The organism is Halomonas elongata (assembly GCF_029081005.1).
GTDB lineage: Bacteria > Pseudomonadota > Gammaproteobacteria > Pseudomonadales > Halomonadaceae > Halomonas > Halomonas elongata_B.
In genome coordinates this window covers 55,188-79,114 of record NZ_JAJQTQ010000008.1, presented here as the reverse complement: position 1 = coordinate 79,114, position 23,927 = coordinate 55,188, and the positions used below count along the sequence as shown (strand labels likewise).

Genomic DNA, 23,927 nt, shown 5'->3' with positions numbered 1-23,927 from the left:
GTTTCACTTGGGTATATAAAAAAAGGAAGATAAAACCCTCCATACGCAAGGTGGCAGGCTGATGTGAAATAGATATCCTATATATTATAGCCTAAATCATATTTACCCTTGTTTCTTTATGATGATCTTAATCTGTGGAGATGTGCTGTGAGTGTAAAAAGTTTTAAAATCCCCTTCGATAACTATACGCACAAGGATGTTTCATCGTTAGCGTCCGCTTTCCCAGAGGAAAAAGAGTTTCTTGTTCATTTCTTGAATACAACAATTTTTTTCAGGAGGAGCAAGGATTATTCTGACATAGATGGTGAGTATGAGTTTGTCGATTCAGAGCAGCATCTTTATCTAGCTTCAAGCAAGTGTGATTTTGCATATAAAAATGGTAGTCCATTAAAAGAAGATCCTGTCAACATTGAAGAAAGAATATCAAGTTACCCACCTGTTGAAGCCAGAAATGTTATTCTGGGGATACCGATTTATGGAAGCACCTATTATTCAAGGTGCATAGTTAATAACCTTAGGGATATAGAGCGCGAGCTTTATGATATAGGCTGTAAAGTAGTTGTTTCTATTGACTTTCAAAATGAGGAGATGACAAAAAAGCATTTAAAAATTTTTTCAGAAGAGTTTTTGGTTCCCTTAGAAGTAAAGGTGCAGAAAGAGAATGTTGGGTTTGTTAGGAATTGCAACTCAATGTTTGAAGAATGTCAAGATGGCTTTTTTATCTTATGGACGAGTGACGTAAAAGTTCCTAGTGGAGGGGTGAATAGGCTGTTAAAGCCACTTTGTGAGCTAGATGCAGTTGCCTTGTCTACCCCCTATGCTTATGGCGGAGAAAATCTCGAAGCTCCAGAGAATATATTTCAAAACTGGCGGGATTTCGATAGAGCACTGTCAATGATAGAGCCAACGTATCCTGATGCTGAGACCAATGTTGGTTATTTACTAGGTATAGATAATTCTAAACTTCAGATGGAAAAGTTGTTCGATGAGTTTATTGATAATGGATATGGTGATGATTCTGATTTATACTACAGGTCTATAAATAAAGGCTATAGAGGAGTAGTTGTAGATAACCTCTGTGTCTACCATGAGCATGGTGCTAGCTTCTCGCACACTGGAGATCGCGAGGTATATCAAAGGAATAACTTTGCTGCATTTATGAGGAAGTGGGGGAATGCGCTTGATTCTAGGCTATCAGAAAAAAGCTTTCTCATAACTCAAAATAAAGAAGAAATACAAAAAATTTCTAGGTTGTATTGGCAGTTAAATGTTGAGTCAGTGTATGTCACTTTTGTACTACCAACCAATGACCGTCGAATTGGAGGTGTAAAGGCGGTTTTTGATCTTTGTGAAAAGCTCTGCGAATTAGGCACGCCTGCACGGGTTATCGTCTTTAGTAAGCCATATCAACGATTCCATCAACATGAATGTGAGTGCATTCATGTTGAGGATAAAAGCTTATTAGGTGCTACTCTTGATAAAACCAAATTTTTAGTCGCCACATCAAGTGACACCGTTTCCTTTGTAAAAAAAGCAGCAAATGAGAGAGCGTTAAAAACAGCTTATTTTGTTCAGGGGCCAGAGTTCTCTTTCTCAGAGGGTAGGGCTTTGCGCGAAGTAGTAAAAGGGTATAGTGGATTTGATTATATTTGGGCTGTTTCTGAATACTTAAAAGAAATCATTGAGCCATGGTGTGATAAAGCCCCCATTGTAGTCCCATATGGCCCTGCGGAAGATAGATATTATGATATGGGGTTTAGAAGGGAGGAAAAATCAGTAGCTGTCCAATTTAATGGGCGGTTAGATAAAGGTGCAGACTATATTGCTGCAATGATAGTGGCGCTTAAGCCTTATGGGTATAAGTTTTATAGTTTTGGGGATGCTGAAAAGTCAAATTCGGTAAGTAATTTTTGTACAAATTTAGGGTTTTTAGATTACAAGGGTAAAATTGACCTGTTTAATAAGGTGGAGTTTTATCTAGATGCTAGCCATTATGAGGGCCTCGGCTTATTGTTGATGGAGAGTGTAAGATGTGGTGCTGTACCGATTTATAGGTCCAATGGGGGGAGCTCTAAGTTACTTAAAGATTGTAATGCCGGATGTTTAATAGGTGATTATGGCGATATCTTATCATCTGTAAATAAAATTGAAGAGATGAGATCGAGCTATGATTCCTTGAAAAAACAATCCTGGATAGCTCATAATGCCTTTGAAGGCCACTATGTTGAAGTAGCTGCAAAAAAAATAGTTGAGGTGGTGTATGAGTAGTTACTATATAGATATAAATGAAAGCGGCCATTTTTGCGGTTGGGCAGATCCGTTACCAAATGGGGCTCCTTCAGAGGTTAAGGTTATACTTGGTGGGCAATCCGGTTTGATGCCCATTTTCTATTCTTCTTATCCTAGGCCTGATGTCCAAAGTTATGGAAAAGCACTTTTTTCAGGATTTATGATAACGTTAAGCTCTGCGTTTCCTGTTAAGGAGGTCGCTGCGGAAATAAAAGACCAAGAGGTTTCTTTGGAGGAGTTGAAGGGGGGGGGGGAAGATCCTGTTCATGTTGATGTGGAAGAGAGTGATAAAGCTATTGGTTGGGTGGATTTCCATGAGCCTCTAAATAGCTTTGTTGTTTGTGATGGGGAAAGAACCGTTTGTGCCAATGTTTATGAGCGTGAAGATATAGCGAATCTAAAGGGAGATCGCTTTAGAAGGTCCGGTTTCACTGTGGAAGGGATTGATTTGGCAAAAATTTATTGGTGTTTAATCAATAATAAGTTTGTTTACTTTTATTAAGGAGTTTTGCATGATATTTTTTCATCATATACCCAAAACAGCTGGCACAACGATTAATGACACTATCTTTAAAAACAATCCTGATAAAACCCTTATCGTAGGGCAAGAGGGGGTTTCTGCTCTAGAAGGAAAAAATATCAATGATTATGATTTTGTCGGTGGTCATCTTCCGTTCCCTGACGTAAAAGATATGATACAAGTAGAGGTTTCCCATGTTTCGATATTGAGGAATCCACTTTTACGAATAATATCTTACTTTGAAATGGCATATCGAGATAATGAGGTTTTCCGGGAGGAAATTTGCTCAGTGGATAAATGGGGAGTTGGTTTTGATGTCTTTTATGATCGTTTTATTGTGAAAGCAGGGCTTGTTAATATTTCTTGCTCTTATTTTTCAAAATCTAAGAGGTTTTATGACGCCCTGGTGGCAATCAGAGAGAATTTTTCTTTAGTCGGAGATGTTTCCAAGTTGGGAGGCTTTACTTCGAGTTTTAATGAGATAGCAAAAAAGAATGGCTCATTATTGATCCCGGATCAGTACCCTGCAAAGAATAGATCTTCTAAAGGTGACTCAATAATCGAGAAAATTTCTCCAAAAACATTAGAAAAAATAAAAGATGATAACCAAGAAGACTTTCTTTTGTACTGGTGGTTGATGAAAAAGCATGATGGGCTTTTTCTGCCGACTAATGATTTTTAGCTTTCCATTCTTGATTGATTTAAAGTGATCTATAAAGACCTGTAAAAGATATAGTGTATATCACCCAAAAGATAGGGTTAGCCTACGGCAATTCCATTAAATGATTATAAGTGCCGTCATGGTTATGAATATCTTAAAAGGCAAGATCACGTTTGAGAATGAGGCTCGCTGCCATAATCTCGCTGTGCCTGAAGTCGAGAGGCGAGTTTAACGGGGGACTAAGCAGCCATAGAGAGCGAAGGCAATGCGCATCTCAGGGATATTCAAAAGCAGTGAGAGCTCAAGCACTGGAAGATCCCAAGAAGCCCTAGTCAAATCCCGATCTTCAGGTCGACGTACTAAAAAAATCAAGCGTTATTATTAATAAGGATGAAGGTTCGAAAGTTGCTGAAGGGCAACTAGCCGAGGAAGATAATGCAGCACCTTTTATCAAGCTTTTCCGATTGTATAGAGGCCTAAGTCGCAGAAGCTGTAATGACCCTCAATTGCCTTTATGCTAGTCATTAGCTTCTTAGAAGGAAGTAGTTACTAGAGGCCATTAACGACTTGGCTTGTTATTTTTAATAAAATGTTGTGTTTATTTTCTTATTAAGTTTTCCTTTTGGTTGAGAGGTTTAAGGTATGAGGTATGAGCATTTTGAGAAAATATGGGGAGGGAGTTGGAATGATGGTGTTAAAATACAGAATGCTGTTGTCGTTTTATTTTCTAATAGGACAGGTTCTAATTTGTTGGTCCAGTACTTAAAAGGATCGCTTAATCTGAGCGGCGGCATGGAGGTTTTTAACCCAGGGCCCATGATTAAAGCTAAAAATGAAGGGGTTAAAAGCTTTAAAGATTATGTCGCCACACTGTGTCATGAAAGAAGTGTGATAAAAGTAAGCTTAGTTCAGCTTAAAGAGTTGGTTTCTAATGGTGTTTCTTTTGAAGGTTGTGAGTTTTTGCTGACATACAGAAAAGATGTTTTGCGCCAAGCAATTTCCTTTGAAATAGCAAAAAGAACTAAACAATGGGTATCGAATGTAGAGGGTAGAGCTTCGGTCTCTGGTGATGATTTTGATTATGACTCAGTTAACTTGACTGTTAAAAATCTTTCCAGAACCCTATCTGAGCAGTTTTCCTTCATGTCAAGTGTGGGGTTTTGCTTCCTCCCTATAATGTATGAAGATTTAAATCATGAGCCAGTTAGTGTGATGAATAAGGTGTTTGATTTCCTGGGAGTGCAGCCTTTGATCAGGACAGAAGATGTTAATGTTAAATTGCAGAAACAGTCTGGTTCGGTGAATTCTGAGTGGGTTGATAAGTACCGAGAAGAGTTTTTTCGTCGAATTTCAGTTTGTTAGTTTTTAGTTTTGACTTTTAAGTTGAATGCTTGTGGTTTTTAAGTGCTATAGCTAATTGCTTTCGACTATGGCTGTTTTTGATATTAAGATCTTGGTTGCAGTTTTTTAATAATTCTCATTTCTACATTTTTTGTCTGTCTTTAGGAAAAAAGATTTTGAGAAAAAAATTTTATATATTCGGATATAGTTTTTAGAGTTTTCTGGGCAAGATAAAATATCCCCCCCCCCTGCGAGTGATGCAGGTAATAATTAAGCCACTAGAAGGAAGGGGGGGGAGAAAAATAACTTGATTAAGTGATGAGCCACCAAGAAAAACTTTTTTCGTGGTTATAGGTGTCTTGCAAGGTAAACACTACGTGTGAGTCCGAGCTCCGGGCGACCAAGGAGGCATTGGGCGAGGTCCATCTGCAGATCTATGAGCTAAAAAATGCAAGCGCCTGCTCGATGAGGACGAAAACTCGTAAGGTCGCTACAGGTGCAACTGGTCCAAGAGGGCCATGTGGTATCGCTCGCCAAGCTCTGCCGCTGGCTGGGGTTGCCCCGGTGTAGCCTGCATTACTAGCCCAAACCGCGGCAGTGTGCCATGAATACCGATCTGGCGGCTTAGTTGAAGCTGGCCCTGGAGCTATGGCTATGTGCGTCCTGGGGAGAGCCGCAAGCCGATCCAGCGCATTCTTCAACTCAAAGGCCGGCAAGTGCGCAAGCGGCCTCAGGGCTTCCCCCTCGTGGCAGGAGTCTTCCATCCGTCGCCTCGAGTCCTGATGAGTGATGGGCGATCACTCTCACCGACGTGTGGTGTGGAAAGGATCGGCGAGCCAGCCTGGCGGTGATCATCGACTGCTGCACACGAGAAATCCTCGGCTGGCGATTATCGGACAATGGCAGCACAAGACCACGGAGGCCGCGCTAGAGGAAGCGCTGATCTATCGGCTGGGGGCGCTGGTACGTGTGTATCAACCGTTGGCCCTTCGGTCAGATAACGGGCTCGTTTTCAGCAGTCGCCACTAGACGGGCACGGTGAAGGCCTATGGCCTCACGCAGGAGTTCACGACGCCGTATACCCTGGAGCAGAACGGGTTCGTCGAGCGTTTCTTCCGTTCTTTGAAGGAAGAGTGCATCTGGCTCCATCGCTTCGAGTCTCTGGGCAAAGCCAGAATCGTGATTGACCGCTGGATCCGGTACTACAACGAAGAGCAGCCACATCAGTCTCTGGACTATGTGGCACCCCGATCACACCCGGCGTTAGTCGCGTAGGGTGTGTAGAAACTAGGGGCATTACAACTAGACGCGCTATACCATATGTTGGCCAATTTCACACAGAGATCTTATGAGCTTTCGGGCTCGCTGTGTAGGCATTGTAATTTTCAGAGATTATTTTTAAACACTGTAGAAAAAGCACAGTGTGACAGGCATGAAAAGCGGAAGGCTATTTGCGCTATAGAATGCTGAGGCAGTCTGCCGATCCTGACTCACTCACTGTAGAGATATGTGTAACCCATGACTAAAACCTTTCTAGTGACTGGCGGAGCCGGCTTTATCGGCTCCGCGGTGGTACGCGAACTGATCGAGAATACCGATCATCGTGTGGTCAATGTCGACAAGCTGACCTACGCGGGTAATCTCGAATCGTTGGCAAGCGTCGAGAAGGAGCCGCGCTATCATTTCGTGCAGGCGGATATCGACGACGCCGAGGCGATGCGTGCCACTCTCGAGGCCCATCAGCCCGATGTGGTGATGCACCTGGCGGCGGAAAGCCATGTGGACCGCTCCATCGATGGGCCGGCCGAGTTCATCCAGACCAATGTGGTGGGTACCACGGTGCTGTTGGAGGCGGCTCGTACGTATTGGCAGGGGTTGCAGGCCAGCAACCCGGCGAAGGCGGCCGGATTTCGCTTCCACCATATCTCGACCGATGAGGTCTATGGGGATCTGGAGGGTACCGACGAGCTGTTTACGGAATCGACCCCCTATGCGCCCAGTTCGCCCTATTCGGCGAGCAAGGCGAGTTCGGACCATCTGGTGCGGGCCTGGCAGCGAACGTACGGGCTGCCCACGCTGATCACTAATTGCTCCAACAACTATGGTCCGTATCACTTCCCGGAGAAACTGATTCCCTTGATGATCCTCAATGCGCTGGCAGGCAAGGCGCTGCCGGTGTACGGCGACGGTCAGCAGGTTCGTGACTGGCTGTACGTGGAGGATCATGCTCGAGCGCTGATCAAGGTAGCGAGCGAGGGGCAGGTCGGCGAGACCTATAACATTGGCGGGCACAACGAGAAGGCCAACATCGAGGTGGTGCGTACGCTTTGTGCCCTGCTCGAGGAACGCGTGCCTGACAAGCCGGGGGGTGTGGCCCGCTACGAGGATCTGATCACCTTCGTGGCCGATCGACCCGGGCATGATGTGCGTTATGCGATCGATGCCTCAAAAATCGAACGAGAGCTTGGCTGGACGCCTGCCGAGACCTTCGAGTCCGGCATGGGCAAGACCGTTGACTGGTACCTGGCGAACCGGGAATGGTGGCAGCGCGTGCAGGATGGCAGCTATCGTGGTGAGCGTTTGGGAGTGCTGACATGACGCTATTGTTACTGGGTGCATCTGGCCAGGTCGGTTTCGAGCTGCAGCGTCGCCTTGCCACTCTGGGTGAGGTGATCGCCCCGAGTCGCAATGAGTTGGACCTTGCCGATGCCGAGGCCGTGGCCGATTACCTCGAAAAACTGGCGCCGGGTGTGATCGTCAATGCGGCAGCCTACACCGCGGTGGACAAGGCGGAGGAGGAGCCCGAGCTGGCGCATTGGCTCAATGCCGAGCTGCCAGAGCAACTGGCCACTTACGCGGGCAAGCGTGACATTCCGCTGGTGCATTACTCATCGGACTACGTCTATCCCGGTGATGGTCATCAGGCCTGGCAGGAGGGAAGCCCCACCGGGCCGGCATCGGTCTATGGCACCACCAAGCTGGCAGGTGATGTGGCAGTACAGGCCAGTGGCTGCCAGCACCTGATCCTGCGCACCAGTTGGGTCTATAGTGCCCGTGGCCATAATTTCATGAAGACCATGCTGCGCCTGGCTCGCGAGCGTAGCGCACTGAAGATCGTGAATGATCAGATCGGTGCACCGACGCCGGCACGGTTGATCGCGGATGTGACGTTGATGGCCTTGCATGGCCTGCAGCGGGGGCAAGTCGAAAGCGGCTTGTACCACCTCGCACCGCGTGGGGAAACGAGCTGGCATGGCTTCGCCAGCGAGATATTCCGCATGGCCAGTGAGGCGGGGGAGTCGCTCGCCATTGACCCTGCACAAGTTGCCGGTATTCCGACGACGGAATATCCGACGCCGGCGACACGGCCTCTCAACTCACGTTTAGCACTGGATAAACTGGAGCAATCGCTCGACATTTCGCTGCCGGATTGGCAGGCACAGCTAGAGCTCACTCTCGACGAATTTTTGAAGTGCTAGGCGTATACTTGAGCGTTTGAACGTGGTCCTTCCGCGTCGAGAGACTGGTTGCAATCAGAACTAAATAAGGAGTGTTTATATGGCACGGAAAGGCATTATTCTGGCCGGTGGTTCCGGTACCCGCTTGCACCCGATTACTCATGGCGTTTCCAAGCAGCTCTTACCTGTCTATGACAAACCGATGATCTATTATCCGATCTCGGTACTCATGCTGGCAGGCATCCGGGAAATTCTCATTATTTCGACGCCGGAAGACCTTCCCCAGTATAAGCATCTTCTGGGGAGCGGAGAACAATTTGGTGTCCGCTTCGAGTACGCCGAGCAGCCCACCCCGGATGGCCTGGCCCAGGCCTTCGTGATCGGTGAAGACTTTATCGGCAATGACCCGGTTTGCCTTGTGCTTGGCGATAACATCTTCCATGGTCAGCACTTCTCGGAGCAGCTTAAACGCGCAGCAAGCCAGGAAAGCGGTGCGACCGTTTTCGGGTATCTGGTAAAAGATCCCGAGCGGTTCGGTGTGGTTGAGTTCGACGATAACGGCAAAGCCATCTCGATCGAAGAGAAGCCCAAGGAGCCCAAATCCCCATACGCAGTCACCGGGCTGTACTTTTACGATAATGACGTGGTGGAAATCGCCAAGTCGGTCAAGCCATCGGATCGAGGCGAACTTGAAATCACCTGCGTCAACAATGCCTATCTGGAACGCGGAGATCTGGTCGTAGAACGCCTAGGGCGCGGCTTTGCCTGGCTGGATACCGGCACTCACGACAGCCTGTTGGAGGCAAGCCAGTACGTGCAGACCATCGAGCACCGTCAGGGCCTCAAGATTGCCTGCCTGGAAGAAATCGCCTGGCACCAGGACTGGATCAGCAGTGACGCCATGCAGCAGCGTGGCCTGGCCCTGAAAAAGACGGGCTATGGCCAGTACCTGCTGCATGTATTGTCGACCTAGGTGATTTAGCCCCCCTAAAGCTGGTCAACGTCGATCGCGAGGGTGGCTTGGCCACCCTTGCTGCTGATGAGGATGATATACGATGGATTACACTCGGCTGGATATTCCCGAGGTGGTACTGCTCACACCCAAGGTGTTTGGCGATGAGCGCGGGTTCTTCATGGAGAGCTTTCGCCAGAGAGAGTTCGAGGAGCACTGTGGGGATTTCACCTTCGTGCAGGACAACCATAGCAAGTCCAGCCACGGCATTCTGCGGGGGCTGCATTATCAGCTGGAAAAACCCCAGGGGAAACTGGTCCGCGTGACTCGTGGCGAAGTATTCGATGTAGCGGTTGATCTGCGCCAGAATAGCCCGACATTCGGACAATGGGTGGGGGCTCGTCTCAGCGAAGACAATAAGCAGATGCTGTGGGTACCGCCCGGGTTTGCGCATGCCTTCTACGTGATAAGCGACGAGGCAGAATTTCAGTACAAGTGTACGGATTACTATAATCCCGGCGACGAATACTGCATTCGCTGGGATGATGAGTCTCTGGCCATTGACTGGCCACTGGTAAATGGTCAACCACCAGGCGTTTCCGAAAAGGATGCTCAAGGTGATACCTTTGATGCCGCAGCGAAATTCGCTTGATTGATATCACATTTCATATAACAGGGATGATATGAAAGAAACCTATACTGCGCTGAAAGAATTCGGCGCTGCGTTTCTGGGCCCCTCCCTTACGGCTTATGTAAGAGAGGTGGAGAAGCATGCAGAGGGGAAGTTGCCTGTGTGCCTGGCCAGGGAAGGTTGGTTGATCCATCAGCTGCTGACGCGCCTTTCCGAGGAAAGGCTGATTCACCTGGATCATCCCCCGGTCTACCTGAGGCTTTCCCGAACCTTGTTGTTCCGGGCCATGCTAGGGGAGCCATTAACGTATACTGTTGCTCTGAAGATGGATTTCGAGGGAACGGTCCTCGATTTGTTGATGAAGCGCTTCGGTCTGCAGATGCACGAGGCCTTCGCCTGTATGCCCGAGGAGGTATTGGGTTTCGGTGTTTCCTTGCCGGACGATGCTGATAATGTGCGCGAATGGCTCGAGCCTCATAATGATCGGTTGAGCAAGCAAGTCGAGCACACGCGCGAAGCCGTGGAAAACTATTTCCATACTCAGGGACTCAGTAAAGAAAATCCCGTTCCCTTGATGCTGGATGTTGGCTACTCCGGTTCTATTCAGAAGCTCTGCACGAGCTTCCTGGGTCGTGATACGGAAGGCCTTTATTTCATTGCCACGAAGCCCGGGAAGCAAGAAATCGGCGATAACACGGCTCGGCTCAGCGGCGTTTTCCGTGAAGGTGTCGATTGGCAACAGAATTACACCATGCTGGAACGTTCGCTGCTGCTGGAGTGCATGATGACGGCACCACATGGTCAGGTCGTCGATGTTCGAGAGTCACAGGATGGTGAATATGTCTTCTTCTACGGTCGGGAGGCATCGAGCCAGCGCTACTACCAGAACCTTCAGGCTGTTCTCGAAGGGGCCGTGGAGTCGGTAACAGACAACCTCCGGAATGACGTCACCTATACCAAGGATGAGGTGGAGACCTTATTCGAGGTGTTTTCTACTCGCCCCGGCGCGATACCTCAAGCCGCCTGGCACTTGTTCACGGCCGATGATGATATTACCGGTAACGGAATGGTGTCTCCTCTGCAGATATTCGGCATCTAATCGGGAATGGATATGATCAAGGATATTAAGTCGCTGAGAAAGAGGTTGAAGGCGGGTGCTGCACGAGGCATTAATTACGAGAAGCTGACTGATGAAGCGGTATCATTGGGGCTTTTCAACCCGGGTTGGTATGAAGAACATTACGGCCGAACATTTTCCAGCAATGTTGAAGCCTTCAAGGATTATGTGCGCAAATCACGCTTCGCGCCGGTCAACCCTTCACCCGCCTTTGATACCGAAACCTACCATCGCACGTACATGGATGTGTTTCATGGGCAGGTGAGTCCGCTTCTCCACTATTTACTGCATGGCAAGCAAGAAGGTAGAACCTATGCACCCTATGCGCCGCGCTGGGCGCCACGGAATGCCTTGAGGCCAGAGCGTGAAGTCACTCCTGAAGCTGGAAAGCTGAAGGTAGCGGCTTGCCTGCATATTTTCTATGACGATTTTATCGACCGTTTCGCTCAAGCGCTCAATGAGTTTCCGATAGAGCTGGATGTGCTCTTGACGCTCGCCAGTGAAGAGCTGGTAGCGCATGCGAAGCGAACCTTTGGGCAACACCCGAAAGTCAAGAATCTGGAAATCCGTGTCGTACCCAACCGCGGTCGTAATTTCGGCCCGATGTTGGTCGAATATGCTGAAATACTCCAGGAGTACGATCTCTTCTGCCATTTGCATTCAAAGAAATCGCTTTACTCGGGGAAAGAGCAGACCCAGTGGGCGGATTACCTGACAGAATATCTGCTGCGGGATCCGGCGGTGGCAGCTGGTATCTTGAACAGCTTTGCGGAAGACGATGAGCTTGGCGTCTATTACCCAACGACATTCTGGATGATGCCAACCTGGGTCAATCACTTGACCATGAATACGCCCTACATGCGCAAGTGGGAAGAAGAACTCGACTTGCATCACAACAGCGGCTTCTTGAGTTATCCCGCTGGCGGAATGTTCTGGGCGCGCCCGCACGCACTGAAAGACCTTCTGTCGAAGCATTGGGCCTATGAGGACTTCCCCGAAGAGCCTCTACCCAATGATGGTTCCATGCTGCATGCCCTGGAGCGTGTGGTGGGTAATGTCGCCGAGAAAAGAGGATATAAAGAGTTTTTCTATTACCCTCCGACGGGGCAGTTTACTCGTGACTACTCTTATATCTTCAGTAGTTACCAGGGGGCCGGGCTGGAGCAGCATTTACCGGCCATTCAGGCGCATGAATGTATCAGCTTCGATGTCTTCGATACACTTGTCAGGCGAGAGTATACGGTTCCTGACTACGCCAAGCTCAAGCTCGGACAGCAACTGGTCGACAGTGGCCGTGTTCGCTCAGCCAAAGCCTTCGTGGATATTCGCAACGAGGCAGAGCTGACACTCAGGAAGCAAGCGAATTTCAAGGGCGATGTCGATATACGCAATATATACAAGGAAGTCGGGAAGACCCTCGGTATCTCGGATCATGACGCTACGCGCTTGATGCAGGAAGAGTTCGAACTGGATCTAAAAATGATTCAGGCGAAGAACGAGATGGTCGAGCTATTCAACCACCTCGGGAGTATTGGGCATAAGCTATGGGTGATATCGGACACTTATTACACGCGTGGCCAGGTAGGCCTGATGCTCAAGAAAGCCGGGGTCAGTGTTCCTTACCGGCTGATGGTCTCCAGCGCCGAGCAGAAACGCAAGGACAATGGCACCATGTGGCACATGGTCAAGCAGGATCTCGCTGATGAAGGCATTCAGCGGCATCTACATATTGGCGACAACGTGGTAGCCGACGCACAATTACCTGGCGACCTGGGCTTTAAAACCTTTCATATCCTGCACCCAATGGACAAGTGGAAGGCATTGGGTTTCCCCGACGTCCTGCAGGGCGATGATGCGCTCGATGAAACCCAAATCCTCAAGTGGGGCAAGCTGGTCAGCCAGGTTGGACGTAACCCCTTTATTGGTGAATGATGAAAAAAGACACTCTCTATTTGCATGTTGGCTGGTCCAAAACTGGTACTTCTGCAATTCAGTCGCAAATTCAGCAACAACATGCTGATTTTTTGGAAAAGGGTATTCTTTATCCGCAGAGCCTGCAGTGGCCGGATCATTCTCACCACCCCTTCGCCCTTTCATTCAAGGGTAGCGGGGCTTATCAAAGTGATATGTCACCTGCCGAGGCTTTAGAAACTCTTCGGCTGGAGATGGAAGCCTCACCATCTCCTAATGTTTTGGTGTCTTCAGAGCTCTCACCTTTTTATTTCAACAACCCAAAGTTCAAAGAGTTTGTGAGCCAGTATTTCGATAACGTGAGAGTGGTTTTTACTGTTCGCTCTCAGTCAGAGCTCTTGTTGTCACTTTTCAATCAGTTGGTTAAAGACCCCAATGTTCGCTATAGCGCATCACTGTTTTCTTTAGCGATGCGGAATATTAACTGGCTTAATTTCTATCAAAATATTAAGCAGTGGGGGAATATGGTTGGCGCAAAAAACGTCACGGTTATTCCCTATAGCAAGTCTGTGGTAGATGATTTCTTTTCCGAGTTCAATGTTCCAGTAAAGTACCAAGAGATCGAAACCTCCAGGACGGTTAACCCTTCACTTCCGACACGGTGTTTAGCTGTGCTTCAGGCGAGAGGGCGAAAGGCAACGGATAATGCAAGCTTTTCCAGAATCAGAAATGATGTGATTCACCTTGCTAGCCAGGTTCCGGAGGAGCGTGATCGATACGTGTTGTTTTCAGTTCCCGAGCAACAAGCCTTTGAGGATTATTTTAAGCAAGGTAATAAACTTCTGTCTGATACGTATGGCATAGATCTTTCCAGTTTTCAGAAGAGTACGTATAAGCCTGTAAAAGTTCTTCCCCCTGGTGTAGATTTAGAGAAGTTAGCTGGAGTTGGTAAATGAAACTGGTGCTGCACCCCGGTCATTCAAAATGTGGTTCTACTAGCATACAAAGAGCCATTATTAAAAATAGGCTCATATTGGAAAAGTCTGGTTACGTTATACCAGACCCTCAAATGAGAGTGAGAGGAGATCAAGGTTTTAATCCAAATGGAGAGACGCCACGACCTTTCTTTCGTAAGGTGATGGAGTCCAATGATACTAGTGAGCTTTCAGTAAAACTTGACAGAATCCTTTCCAAGAAAGAGTTTTCAGATAAGACTTTACTCTTGTCGGCGGAAAACTTAGTCAACCAGCTTAAAAGGCCTTCTGGTTATAATATACATAATGTTCTTAAGAAATATTTTTCCGAAGTGAAGGTTTTGTATTATATAAAGCCATTTGATGAATTTTTGCTTTCGGCATGGCAGCAATGGGGGTATAAAAAGGGAAAGTCATTTGAGGGTTTTGTAGATGAAGCTATAAAAGTTAACAATCCCTCCTTCAAGCTTGCTGCAGAGTTTTTCAGTTATACTTATGGAAGAGAAAATCTTAGCATAACTATTGTTAAGAAAGAATTCTTGAAAGATGGCAGTCTTCTGAACGACTTTTTCTACAAGCTGGACGTCCCTCCTGGTGAGCTGGATTTAAAATCAAGTGAAAGCAATGTTAGCCTAAGTCCTGCTTTGTGTGAGCTTCTTTCATATTCTCCGGGGTTGTTTAAGGATATACATGATGAATCCGTAAAGGGTTTGTTGTCGTCGTATCTTGGGAGAAATTCACTGATTTTTGAAAAAATGCCTGGTTTTGTTTCAAAAGAAACATCAGATAAAATTGCTCATTCGTTTGGCAATGATGCAAGGCTGATATGCAAAAATTATATGGAAAGTGCCACTCCCAATGATCTTTTGAGTTCTTCAACTGTTACATCAGAGGAGGGGTATGATGAGGTACAAATGTTAAAAAGGCAGGTGGCAGTCCAAACGGAATTGTTGATTTCTTTGATGAAGACGTGCTCTTATAAAGAATAGGCTTATTTATGGTGAAGCATGAATATTGAGAAGACCCCTGTCAAGAAAAAGAGATCCATCTCTTACAAAAATGATTTTCCTTATAAGCACCCAAGGGTTTCAATTGGTGAAGAGGTTGAGCCTGATGTAAATGTTTACACTATTGAAAGCCCACTTGTTTGCATAGGGATCAAAAAGGCTTTTTATTGTACTGAAACTGGTCGTTTTTATGATGAGATATCGTCCAAGCCTGCAGTCAGTGAGTTAAAAAACAAAAAAAATAATGTAAAAGAAATTAAAGGGCATATCCTGGACTTGGTGTCTCCGGGAGCTAATCTATATAGTCATTGGTTACTTGATTTGCTTCCCAAATTGAGTGCTGTGAAGCAGGCAGGGTATAATCTTGAGGATTTTGATTATGTTTATGTAAATTATTATAACTCTAAATTTAAAGAAGAGACCTTCGAAAAGCTTGGAATACCCGTCGAAAAAGTTCTGGATTTTCCTTCAGCCCCAAAAATCTTCAAGTGCTCAAAAATTACAACCGTTTCTGCTTGTAGGAATGCTCTGTATACACCTCAATGGGCTGAGGAGTTTGTCCGTTCTATTTTTTTAGAGACTAATATATATAATCAAGTTAAAAAAAATCGTCGGATTTATATATCTAGGTCCAAGGGAGAGACGAGAAGGGTTTTAAATGAAGCAAGTCTTGTCAGGAAAATTTCTCCTCTTGGGTTTGAAGTTTTGTACTGCGAAGATCACTCGGTCACTAAGGTGGCTGAAATCATGTCGGAAGCAGAAATCGTTATCGCACCGCATGGTGCTGGTTTGGCAAATATAGTCTTTTGCAACTCTCGAGTAAAAATCGTAGAGCTTTTTTCAGCTCATATGTCTCCCGAGTACTATAAAATATCAAAAAAGAATGGGTTTGATTATTTGTGTATCCAAGCACTATCTCCTGATGGTGAGTATGTGGACTTTTCTACTATAAATTACGAGCATGATAGACCTGTTCTTCATCCAATGAATCTACTTTTATCTGAAGAGAATATGGAAAAAATAGTCTCTTTTGTTAGCGAGGAGTGAAGTTATGGCGATTCTTTATGTTCATGCGGGGAACCATAAGAGTGGCTCTACTACTATACAAAGGTTTCTTCACGACCACCAGGGAAAAATCGCTGAGTCCGATGTTTGGGTTTATTCAAAAGATTTACAGGGAAGGAAAAGGCGCGGGAATCTATCATGGTGGTTTGATCACTCTGCCCTGGCGATGGAAGGTGCCAAAATTAAGAATGGATTTGTTGCTTCAGTTTCTGATTTTTCCAAGGGGAAAGATGTAGTTATATCATCTGAATGCTTTTCTTGGATATTTTGCAAAGAGGAACTGCTTTCTTTAAAGGAATCCCTTGATAATTTCTTTGACAAGATTGTTGTTATCTTTTATATCAGGCGGCAAGATGTGCATGCTGTATCCCATTACCAACAAGCCACAAAGACGATAGCTGAGCAGAAATTTTATACTGGTTCTGCAAAGGCTTTGCCATATATTACTGAAAACATATATCTCTATCTTGATTATAATAAAAGGATATCGAACTGGGGCGATGTCTTTGGAGATCAGAATGTCCACGTAGCTGCTATGGATGAGGCCATTAGCTTAAGTGGAAGCTTGACTAAGCACTTTTTCTCGTTACTTGGTATTTCAGATATTCCTGAAGAGTCTAAGCCGTCAAATGCTAGTTATGGTTGGCAAAGGACAAAGGTCAACCATATTTTGAATAAATCTGGAGTCGATCCACGGTCAGATTTCTCAAAATTTGTTAATAGTTTTTTGAGCAATGAAGGAAAGCTCTTGCCATCTCGAGATGATGCCAAGCTTTTTTATGAGAAGTTTAGAGAGTCAAATAAAAAATTGAATGATAGGTTCGGCGTCTCCGGGAATGAATTTATCTTTGATGATGATTTTAATGTTTATCCAGAAGTATTTAATGATGAGTGGAGCGAGGCGACTGCTAATGATGCAATTTTGAATCTTATTGTTGCTTTGAAATCTGCCTACGAAAGAGTTGGTGGATGATATTTTTTGGTGGGTGTTAGATATGAGAAAAAGTGACAAGATTAAAGTATTTGCAATAGGCTTTAATAAGTGTGGAACAAGTAGCTTAAATTACTTTTTTAATAAAAATGGCTTAAGGTCATTACACTATAATCGAGGCAGGCTTGCCTCTGACATTTTGAAAAATATTCGGAATTTTGAGAATCCAATATCTGGCTATGAAAAGTATAGATGCTTTTTGGATATGGAATGCATTAATTCTTATAGCAAGCCACTTATTGAAGCTTATAAGTACTTCGAAGACTTGTATGCCTGGAATCCTGATGCCAAGTTCATATTGAATACTAGAGATGTTCAGAGGTGGGTTGATAGTAGGTCGAGGCATTCAAATGGAATGTACCTTAAGTGGTACAAATACCACTATGGATTAACTTCTGATGAAGAGGTTAAGGAGTATTGGCGCATAGATTTTTACCAACATCATGCTAATGTGTTGAGGTTTTTCAGGGACAAGCCGGGAAGGCTCTTGATTTATAATATCGAAAAAGATTCTCCCGAAAAAATATCTGATTTTCTTTCGGATGTTCATGTTTTTAGTAGTTTAGAAATGCCGAGATCTAATGTAACGAAGTTGAGCAAGGAGAGTTGTTGATTTTTTATTTTTTTCTTTAGGGTTTTGAAGGGCTGTGAAGTTAAGTTAAAATTTCGCTGAAATGGCTATTCGATTTAGAAGGTGTATTTTTTCTAGTGAGAGGCCTTTGAAAAGACAGGGTGGTGTTATTTATGCCCGTTCATGGATGTCGTTTGTGTATTGATCCATGCTTTTCTGTGAGTACCGGTTTTTTTGATGATTTTTAAGTTCCCTCATTGGTTTTTGAGTGTTTAAATGTTTATGCTTCCACTTTTTTTTGTTCATATACCTAAAACAGCTGGCACCAGCTTCAGATTAGGCGCCGAAAAGTTTTTCTATAAAGAGGGAATAGTATATGATTATGGCATAAAGTCTCCAGCGACCACATCTTTTGTCAGTCAATTTCTCTATGAGGAGCCAAAAGACTTCTGGGGCTTCAAAAAGGCATGTCTTGAAAACAATGCGGCTATGGTTGGCGGGCATGTCAATGCTAACCGGTTTTTATCATTGTTTGGGGTCAAGAATACATTGACGTTTCTGCGGGATCCCTTGCAACGAATGGCGTCGGAGTATTCACATTTTGTTCGACACTATGCCTACAAGGGAAGTTTTCATGATTTTTACTCCCGCCCGATCATGCACAATCGCCAGAACAAGATATTGCAGGGCGTGGATATTGAGGCTATTGGTTTCCTGGGGCTGACCGAACATTATTCGCAAAGCCTGGAAATGATTAATGCGCGTTATAGTATTGAGATAGCTGGAAGGAAGGATAATGTAGGGAGGAAGAAGTCTGAGTCTTCTCATGATGTTTCTTCAGAAGATGTGGCAGAATTCAATCGTCTCAACAAACATGATGTTGCGTTGTATAACCGGGCTTCAGCGCTTTTTGATTTGCGGTATCAAATGTTTTGCGAAGGAAAGGCCTGGGCTCATGCCAAGTTGGTAGAGGCCAAGCCAGGTCGTATTGCCGGCTGGGCATGGTGGGAAGGCGATTGCGATGATCCCGTTGAGATAGAAGTCTGGGCTAATGGTGAGTACCTGAATACCGTCTCGGCTATCGAGTTTCGGCCTGCGCTTTGCCGACACCTTCCGCCTCGAGGTGGGTATGTGGGCTTCCATCTTCCGGTAAAGCTTGCCGTCGGTGATAAGGTCCAGTGTCGTGTGGCCAGTACAGGTCAACTGTTTCCTGTCAATCCCCGCTCTGTGGTCAAGCCTGAGGCGAAATGAAAATACTCAAGCGTCTATGCATTGACAAAGGGTCGAGCGGGTTAGCGAGGTCGTTATCCATTACCCCTTGGGTGCGTTTTCCTGAACGTTCACTACTTCCCCGTCAACAGATCGAGCCCTCGGAAGGGGGGGACAGGTTTACCTGGCGAGCTACCGGTAACGATCCTCAGCTATATACACGTAAGCAGCTTCCGTTGCCGGGCTGGCATATGCTCGAAGTCGCCATGGATCATGACCAGCCTAGTGCCGCGGTCAGGTTGTACATGAATTTTGGTCAGGGGTTCGATCCTGAACAGAGCGTCTATCTGCCCTTGAAGAGTGGCCGGGTGACGAAGCGGTTGTTCTTTGTGCCGGGCAGGCTCAAGGCGATACGCTTTGACCCCATGGAACAGGCGGGTCATTTCTCTATTCGCCATTTGCGGATTGCCTGGTTGACCCCGTGGTTTGCTCATGATCGCTTGGCTCAGCGTCTGGCCAACATGCACCATGCCTGGCGCAGCATGGGCAAGGCGGAGGTGTTGCCTGAACTCAAGCGCAAGGCCAGTGAGCAAGGCTGCCATTGGAGAGATATAGCACTGAGGGATTACGAAGCCACCTTCGAGCGCCTCACCGCACGCCGCAGCTACCGGCAATGGTTGGAAAATCGCAGGGTGCTGGGGGCGGACAAGGTGCGTCGGGTGATCGAGAAGCTGCCTGACAAGCCTCTGATCTCGATTCTGGTGCCGGTTTTCAACCCTCGGCCGGACTGGCTTCGCGAGTGCCTGAATTCGGTCGTCGCGCAGCAATATCCGCATTGGCAACTATGCATCGCCGATGATGCCTCGACGGACCCTCGTGTGCATGAGGTTCTTGAGTCGTTCGCCGAGAGTGATTCGCGGATCCAGGTCGTGTATCGCCCGCGGAATGGCCATATCTGTGCGGCAAGCAACAGTGCCTTGGCCCTGGCCAAGGGCCAGTACGTTGCCTTGCTGGATCACGATGACTGTCTGTCGCCCCGCGCGCTTTTCCGAGTGGCAGAGGCCCTGCATCGCCATCCGGATGCCGTAGTGCTGTACAGCGATGAGGATAAGCTCAATGAAGAGGGGGAGCGTTACGATCCTCATTTCAAGGCTCAGTGGAACCCGGACCTCCTGCTGGCCCAGAACTATGTGTCCCATCTTGGGGTGTATCGTGTCGACCGGGTAAAAGAGGTCGGTGGCTTCCGGGAAGGCTATGAGGGCAGCCAGGACCATGATCTCGTGCTGCGATGCACGGCAGGACTCGGCGCGGATCGGGTCATCCATATCCCGCATGTGCTCTATCACTGGCGGGCCGGTGCCGGGTCAACGGCACTGGCGAGCCAGCAAAAGGATTATACCAGCGAGGCTGGGTTGCGGGCCGTGCAGAGTGCCCTGGCGGCGTCATATCCGCAGGCGAGGGCGATACATGGCAGCTTGCCGAATACGTACCGCGTGCTGTGGCCGTTGCCGGATCCCGTTCCCAGGGTCACTCTGCTGGTGCCCACGCGTGACCGCGTGGAGATTCTCAAGCCTTGTGTCGATGCGATTCTGGAGCGCACGGATTACCCCGATCTCGAGTTGCTTATTCTGGACAACCAGAGCGAGTGCAGGGAGACCCTGGCCTACATGGAGGAGGTCGAGCAGCGTGACGCCAGGGTGCGTGTACTGCGCTGGAACCAACCCTTCAACTACTCGGCGATCAATAATTTTGGCGCTGCACATGCGCAAGGCGAGATCCTGGCTCTGGTGAATAACGATATCGAGCCGATCAATCCGGACTGGCTCCGGGAGATGGTCAGCCATGCCTGTCGGCCGGAGATCGGTTGTGTGGGCGCCAAGCTCTACTACCCGAACGATACGGTTCAGCATGGTGGTGTCATTCTTGGCGTCGGTGGGGTGGCTGGCCATGCGCACAAGTATTTCAGTCGCAATTCGCCCGGGTACTTCTCTCGTCTTTTCCTGACGCAAAACATGTCGGCGGTCACCGCGGCCTGCCTGGTGGTGCGCAAGTCCGTTTTCGATGAGGTTGGCGGCTTGAACGCGGCAGATCTACCGATCGCCTTCAATGATGTGGATTTTTGTCTCCGGGTCAGGGGAGCAGGGTATCGAAACCTCTGGACCCCGCATGCCGAGCTTTATCATCATGAGTCGATTTCTCGTGGCGCGGATAATAACTCGAAGAAGCGGGCCAGGGCTCACGGCGAAGCCGCCTATATGCGAAATACCTGGGGGAGCGAACTCGATCATGACCCTGCGTACAATCCCAACCTGACGCTCGTGCATGAGGACTTCTCCTTGAGGTGATGGAGATGAGCGAGGAAAGAAGATGGGAGAGGGATGGACAGCATGAGGGAAACGAGAGTCGACGGGATGGCCAATGAGCGGTGAGCGTTGGTTGCTGCTGAGCGATGGGGCGCGGCCGACCGAGGATATCTATTTCCTCGAGTCGGTCGCGCCCCAGCTACGCTCCGAAGGCCACGACGTGGGGCGGCTGGATGTGCGCTCCTGGCGCTGGCGGTTGGCGCGCTGGGTGCTGTCGCGCCAGTTGGGGGCGAACCTGGTGCTGTGTCGTACCCTGCCGAACAGGGTGTTGCATTGGCTGGAGCGTCACCGTGAGATCTTCGGGCGTATCGTGTATCTGATCGATGATGATATTCCGGCGGCGTCCGAGGACGAGGCCTTGCCGGCAGTCTATCGGCGGCGCATGGCACGCATCGCCGCCATGCAGCCGCGCTTGCTGGCCCTGGCGGATGTGGTGGTGGCCTCGAGCGAGGGGCTGGCTTCGCGACTCGAGGGCCGACATGGCGATGTCCGGGTGCTGACGCCGCCGTTGATTGCGCCCTTGCCGGATCTTTCGCACTTCGATGCACCCCATTGGTGGGTGGGCTTTCATGGCACGCGCGCTCATCTCGAGGACGTGAGGCATATTGCGCCGGCGTTGCGGCGTTTCCATGAGGCGTCGCCCCAGGTGTCGCTGGAGGTCATGCTGGGGCGTTATACACCGGTATCGCTGCAGGGGCTCGAACGGCTCGAGACGCCCGATGCCATGTCGTGGAAGGCGTTTCGGGGCTATCGGCAGCGGCGGCGCATGCATATCGGCCTGGCGCCGCTGCTCGACTCCACCTTCAATCGGGGCAAGTCGTTCATCAAGTTCCTGGATATCAGTGCCATGGGGGGCGTCGGTGTCTATAGTCGACGGCCGCCCTATACGGAGATCGTCGAGCATGGTGTCACCGGCCTGTTGGTCGATGACACGCCACAAGCGTGGTATGACGCGTTAAGATATCTGGTAGAGCACCCCGATGTGGCGCGTCGCATGGCCGACAACGCGGCCGGGGTGGCCCGGGAGCGAGGCGATATTGCGAAGGCTTGTTCCTTCTGGCGACGTCTCGAAGCAGGTTAAGGAATTAGACCTATGTTCAAGCGGATCACTCGGATGCCTGTATGGCTGGCCGAGTTGTTCACCGGGGCCAAGTCGTTCGTGGCCAACCCGCTGATCGGCAGCCGGCGTTTGAATCGCTGGGGGCTGCATGTGGGGCGCGTGGCGCTGGCTCATGGCGTGATGCGGCTGCGCATGGCGATGTTGCGTTGGCGGGTGCCGCCCGAGGATCGCCGGCAGTTCATCGAGCAAGGCTTCGTGCTCAAGGAGAATTACCTGCCGGAAGCGGAATACCGCGCGCTGGTCGAGGAGGTGCGTGAGGCGCGGGGTGAGGTCCGTCAGTGCATCCAGGGCGATGCCCGGACCCGTCGCATGCTGCTCGCCCCGGAGGTCCTCGAGGATATGCCGCGGACGCGGGCGCTGATGCGGGACCCGGCGTTCCGCCGTTTGATGCGTTTCTGCGCCGGCCACCTGCGCATGCCGATCTGCCATGCGGAGCGGGTGATGAATGGCGTGACCGAGGCGCCCCCGGATCCGCAGACTCACCTGCATGTCGATACCTTCCAGCCGACCATGAAGTTCTGGTTGTATCTGGAGGACGTGTCGGAGCTGAATGGTCCCTTCATCTTCGTGCCGGGGTCGACGCGGCTGAGTCGTGAGCGGCTTTCCTGGGAGTACCGCATGAGCCAGCAGGCCAGGGAGCATGCCGATCGCTATACGGCGCGGGGCTCGTTCCGTGTCGAGCCGGAGCAGGCGGCGGCCATGGGCAGTGAGCCGCCGCGCAGCTTCAAGGTGCCGGGCAATACCCTGTTGATCGCCAATACATTCGGGGTGCACGCCCGTGGGCATGCCGAGCCCGGCACCTCGCGCCTGGCGCTGTGGGGGATGAGTCGAACCAATCCGTTCGTTCCCTTGCCGGGCCTGGGCTTCGAGCGTTTGAATCGATTGCAGTACCGGGTGCTGCAGCGGATGCGCCGCCGTGACGATGAGCGGGCCGCCGCCCGGGGCGTGAAGGCGTCCTGGCATTGTGTCGAGGGCAAGGATGCCTGGTGATCGACACCCTCATCGCAGATGACTCCTTCATTATCCGACTTTTTCATTATCCGACAGGGACTCGTGGTTATGCGCAAGATCGAACAAGTTTCCGGTTTCGGTTCGGGCCTGATCCTGGCGCTGGGGGTCGTTGTCCCCAACGCAGCGTTGGCGCAAGAAGAGGGGAGCGGCGTCAGCGTCACGCCCTGGGGCCAGGGCTGGGCCCTGGGCGGTCACGCCGGTCAGGCGGTGCACGAGACGGTCAAGAGCGGTGAGGCGTTCAATCCCTTCGTCTGGGATTTCCAGGACTACTATATCGCCAGCACCGGCCTGCAGAAGGAACTGGTGGACTTCTGGGGCTACTCCAAGCTCTACACCGAGGCCAATGTGTCCTACATCTTCGGCGAGGAGCATTATTTCGAGGTCTTCCTGACGCCGTCGATCAGCTGGGAGCCCTTCCCCTGGGACGACGTGGTCGATACCACGGCCTATCTGGGCGTCGGGATTTCTTACACCACGGAAACATCGCGGCTGGACCATTCCGGCGAGAACTGGATGGCCTCGATGATCTTCGAGCTGGAAGCCCAGCCCGCCGGCTGGGGGCCGTGGTCGATCTACGGCCGCATCCACCACCGTTCGACCGCCTTCGGCACCTTCGGCGACGATGGGGGCGGCAGCAACATTCCCTCTCTCGGGGTGCGGTACCACTTCGGTCAGTGAGACTGATAGCCTTCCGGGGATAAGCGACTCCACCCCCATGAAAACGGCCACTGGCTCC

21 protein-coding genes are annotated in these 23,927 nt (G+C 49.2%); all 21 read left to right on the top strand.

Annotated elements, in window-relative coordinates; genetic code table 11:
• The first annotated feature begins 147 nt into the window (after positions 1-147).
• The 21 genes from LU493_RS08030 to LU493_RS07935 all read left to right on the top strand — a co-directional run bounded on the left by LU493_RS08030 (position 148) and on the right by LU493_RS07935 (position 23,869).
• Entirely contained in the window at positions 148-2,268 is a 2,121-nt protein-coding gene (locus tag LU493_RS08030; protein WP_275287267.1) for a glycosyltransferase, read from the top strand.
• The gene (locus LU493_RS08025) at positions 2,261-2,791 is read left to right on the top strand and encodes a hypothetical protein (RefSeq protein WP_275287266.1); all 531 of its coding nucleotides are present in this window, start codon (positions 2,261-2,263) and stop codon (positions 2,789-2,791) included. The genes LU493_RS08030 and LU493_RS08025 overlap by 8 nt, the downstream gene beginning before the upstream one ends.
• A 10-nt stretch (positions 2,792-2,801) precedes the next feature.
• A complete protein-coding gene (locus LU493_RS08020; RefSeq protein WP_275287265.1) occupies positions 2,802-3,491 on the top strand; it encodes a sulfotransferase family 2 domain-containing protein in 690 nt (229 codons plus the stop codon).
• A 621-nt stretch (positions 3,492-4,112) separates the two neighbouring features.
• The gene (locus LU493_RS08015; protein ID WP_275287264.1) at positions 4,113-4,832 is read left to right on the top strand and encodes a Stf0 family sulfotransferase; all 720 of its coding nucleotides are present in this window, start codon (positions 4,113-4,115) and stop codon (positions 4,830-4,832) included.
• A 1,017-nt stretch (positions 4,833-5,849) separates the two neighbouring features.
• A complete protein-coding gene (locus tag LU493_RS20040) occupies positions 5,850-6,086 on the top strand; it encodes an integrase core domain-containing protein (protein ID WP_428994547.1) in 237 nt (78 codons plus the stop codon).
• Between the two features lie 243 nt (positions 6,087-6,329).
• Positions 6,330-7,409, top strand: a complete 1,080-nt coding sequence (gene rfbB, locus LU493_RS08010; RefSeq protein WP_275287263.1) for a dTDP-glucose 4,6-dehydratase — start codon at positions 6,330-6,332, stop codon at positions 7,407-7,409.
• Entirely contained in the window at positions 7,406-8,290 is an 885-nt protein-coding gene (gene rfbD / locus LU493_RS08005; RefSeq protein ID WP_275287262.1) for a dTDP-4-dehydrorhamnose reductase, read from the top strand. The genes rfbB and rfbD overlap by 4 nt, the downstream gene beginning before the upstream one ends.
• A gap of 79 nt (positions 8,291-8,369) precedes the next feature.
• Positions 8,370-9,242: a glucose-1-phosphate thymidylyltransferase RfbA gene (rfbA, locus tag LU493_RS08000; RefSeq protein WP_275287261.1), complete on the top strand. Its 873-nt coding sequence runs from the start codon at positions 8,370-8,372 to the stop codon at positions 9,240-9,242.
• An 82-nt stretch (positions 9,243-9,324) separates the two neighbouring features.
• On the top strand, positions 9,325-9,873 hold the full coding sequence (gene rfbC / locus LU493_RS07995; RefSeq protein ID WP_275287260.1) for a dTDP-4-dehydrorhamnose 3,5-epimerase: 549 nt from the start codon (positions 9,325-9,327) through the stop codon (positions 9,871-9,873).
• A 31-nt stretch (positions 9,874-9,904) separates the two neighbouring features.
• A complete protein-coding gene (locus LU493_RS07990) occupies positions 9,905-10,951 on the top strand; it encodes a hypothetical protein (protein ID WP_275287259.1) in 1,047 nt (348 codons plus the stop codon).
• 12 nt (positions 10,952-10,963) lie between these two features.
• On the top strand, positions 10,964-12,901 hold the full coding sequence (locus tag LU493_RS07985) for a rhamnan synthesis F family protein (protein WP_275287258.1): 1,938 nt from the start codon (positions 10,964-10,966) through the stop codon (positions 12,899-12,901).
• Positions 12,901-13,836, top strand: a complete 936-nt coding sequence (locus tag LU493_RS07980) for a hypothetical protein (RefSeq protein ID WP_275287257.1) — start codon at positions 12,901-12,903, stop codon at positions 13,834-13,836. Before LU493_RS07985 ends, LU493_RS07980 begins: the two co-directional genes overlap by 1 nt.
• The gene (locus LU493_RS07975) at positions 13,833-14,843 is read left to right on the top strand and encodes a hypothetical protein (RefSeq protein ID WP_275287256.1); all 1,011 of its coding nucleotides are present in this window, start codon (positions 13,833-13,835) and stop codon (positions 14,841-14,843) included. Before LU493_RS07980 ends, LU493_RS07975 begins: the two co-directional genes overlap by 4 nt.
• A gap of 18 nt (positions 14,844-14,861) precedes the next feature.
• Positions 14,862-15,908, top strand: a complete 1,047-nt coding sequence (locus tag LU493_RS07970) for a glycosyltransferase family 61 protein (protein WP_275287255.1) — start codon at positions 14,862-14,864, stop codon at positions 15,906-15,908.
• Between the two features lie 4 nt (positions 15,909-15,912).
• Complete coding sequence (locus LU493_RS07965) at positions 15,913-16,899, top strand: hypothetical protein (RefSeq protein ID WP_275287254.1); 987 nt, start codon at positions 15,913-15,915, stop codon at positions 16,897-16,899.
• Positions 16,892-17,530, top strand: coding sequence for a sulfotransferase (locus LU493_RS07960; protein WP_275287253.1), 639 nt, complete (start codon positions 16,892-16,894; stop codon positions 17,528-17,530). Before LU493_RS07965 ends, LU493_RS07960 begins: the two co-directional genes overlap by 8 nt.
• Positions 17,531-17,764: 234 nt before the next feature.
• Complete coding sequence (locus LU493_RS07955; protein WP_275287252.1) at positions 17,765-18,739, top strand: hypothetical protein; 975 nt, start codon at positions 17,765-17,767, stop codon at positions 18,737-18,739.
• Between the two features lie 224 nt (positions 18,740-18,963).
• Positions 18,964-21,042 carry a glycosyltransferase family 2 protein gene (locus tag LU493_RS07950; protein ID WP_275287251.1) on the top strand — a complete coding sequence of 693 codons (2,079 nt, stop codon included), beginning with the start codon at positions 18,964-18,966 and terminating at the stop codon, positions 21,040-21,042.
• A gap of 73 nt (positions 21,043-21,115) precedes the next feature.
• A complete protein-coding gene (locus LU493_RS07945) occupies positions 21,116-22,141 on the top strand; it encodes a glycosyltransferase family protein (protein WP_275287250.1) in 1,026 nt (341 codons plus the stop codon).
• A 33-nt stretch (positions 22,142-22,174) separates the two neighbouring features.
• Positions 22,175-23,170 carry a phytanoyl-CoA dioxygenase family protein gene (locus LU493_RS07940; RefSeq protein ID WP_275287249.1) on the top strand — a complete coding sequence of 332 codons (996 nt, stop codon included), beginning with the start codon at positions 22,175-22,177 and terminating at the stop codon, positions 23,168-23,170.
• Between the two features lie 69 nt (positions 23,171-23,239).
• Positions 23,240-23,869, top strand: a complete 630-nt coding sequence (locus tag LU493_RS07935) for a hypothetical protein (RefSeq protein ID WP_275287248.1) — start codon at positions 23,240-23,242, stop codon at positions 23,867-23,869.
• Positions 23,870-23,927 lie beyond the last annotated feature (58 nt).

Excerpts from the sequence above, each read along its gene's own strand:
- LU493_RS07940 (WP_275287249.1), top strand. The coding sequence starts at position 22,175 with ATGCCTGTATGGCTGGCCGAGTTGTTCACCGGGGCCAAGTCGTTCGTG.
- LU493_RS07990 (WP_275287259.1), top strand. The coding sequence starts at position 9,905 with ATGAAAGAAACCTATACTGCGCTGAAAGAATTCGGCGCTGCGTTTCTG.
- rfbB (WP_275287263.1), top strand. The coding sequence starts at position 6,330 with ATGACTAAAACCTTTCTAGTGACTGGCGGAGCCGGCTTTATCGGCTCC.
- LU493_RS07965 (WP_275287254.1), top strand. The coding sequence starts at position 15,913 with ATGGCGATTCTTTATGTTCATGCGGGGAACCATAAGAGTGGCTCTACT.
- LU493_RS07945 (WP_275287250.1), top strand. The coding sequence starts at position 21,116 with ATGAGCGGTGAGCGTTGGTTGCTGCTGAGCGATGGGGCGCGGCCGACC.
- rfbD (WP_275287262.1), top strand. The coding sequence starts at position 7,406 with ATGACGCTATTGTTACTGGGTGCATCTGGCCAGGTCGGTTTCGAGCTG.
- LU493_RS07985 (WP_275287258.1), top strand. The coding sequence starts at position 10,964 with ATGATCAAGGATATTAAGTCGCTGAGAAAGAGGTTGAAGGCGGGTGCT.
- LU493_RS08015 (WP_275287264.1), top strand. The coding sequence starts at position 4,113 with ATGAGGTATGAGCATTTTGAGAAAATATGGGGAGGGAGTTGGAATGAT.
- LU493_RS07975 (WP_275287256.1), top strand. The coding sequence starts at position 13,833 with ATGAAACTGGTGCTGCACCCCGGTCATTCAAAATGTGGTTCTACTAGC.
- LU493_RS07980 (WP_275287257.1), top strand. The coding sequence starts at position 12,901 with ATGAAAAAAGACACTCTCTATTTGCATGTTGGCTGGTCCAAAACTGGT.
- LU493_RS07955 (WP_275287252.1), top strand. The coding sequence starts at position 17,765 with ATGTTTATGCTTCCACTTTTTTTTGTTCATATACCTAAAACAGCTGGC.
- LU493_RS07935 (WP_275287248.1), top strand. The coding sequence starts at position 23,240 with ATGCGCAAGATCGAACAAGTTTCCGGTTTCGGTTCGGGCCTGATCCTG.
- LU493_RS08025 (WP_275287266.1), top strand. The coding sequence starts at position 2,261 with ATGAGTAGTTACTATATAGATATAAATGAAAGCGGCCATTTTTGCGGT.
- rfbC (WP_275287260.1), top strand. The coding sequence starts at position 9,325 with ATGGATTACACTCGGCTGGATATTCCCGAGGTGGTACTGCTCACACCC.
- rfbA (WP_275287261.1), top strand. The coding sequence starts at position 8,370 with ATGGCACGGAAAGGCATTATTCTGGCCGGTGGTTCCGGTACCCGCTTG.
- LU493_RS08020 (WP_275287265.1), top strand. The coding sequence starts at position 2,802 with ATGATATTTTTTCATCATATACCCAAAACAGCTGGCACAACGATTAAT.
- LU493_RS07970 (WP_275287255.1), top strand. The coding sequence starts at position 14,862 with ATGAATATTGAGAAGACCCCTGTCAAGAAAAAGAGATCCATCTCTTAC.
- LU493_RS07950 (WP_275287251.1), top strand. The coding sequence starts at position 18,964 with ATGGATCATGACCAGCCTAGTGCCGCGGTCAGGTTGTACATGAATTTT.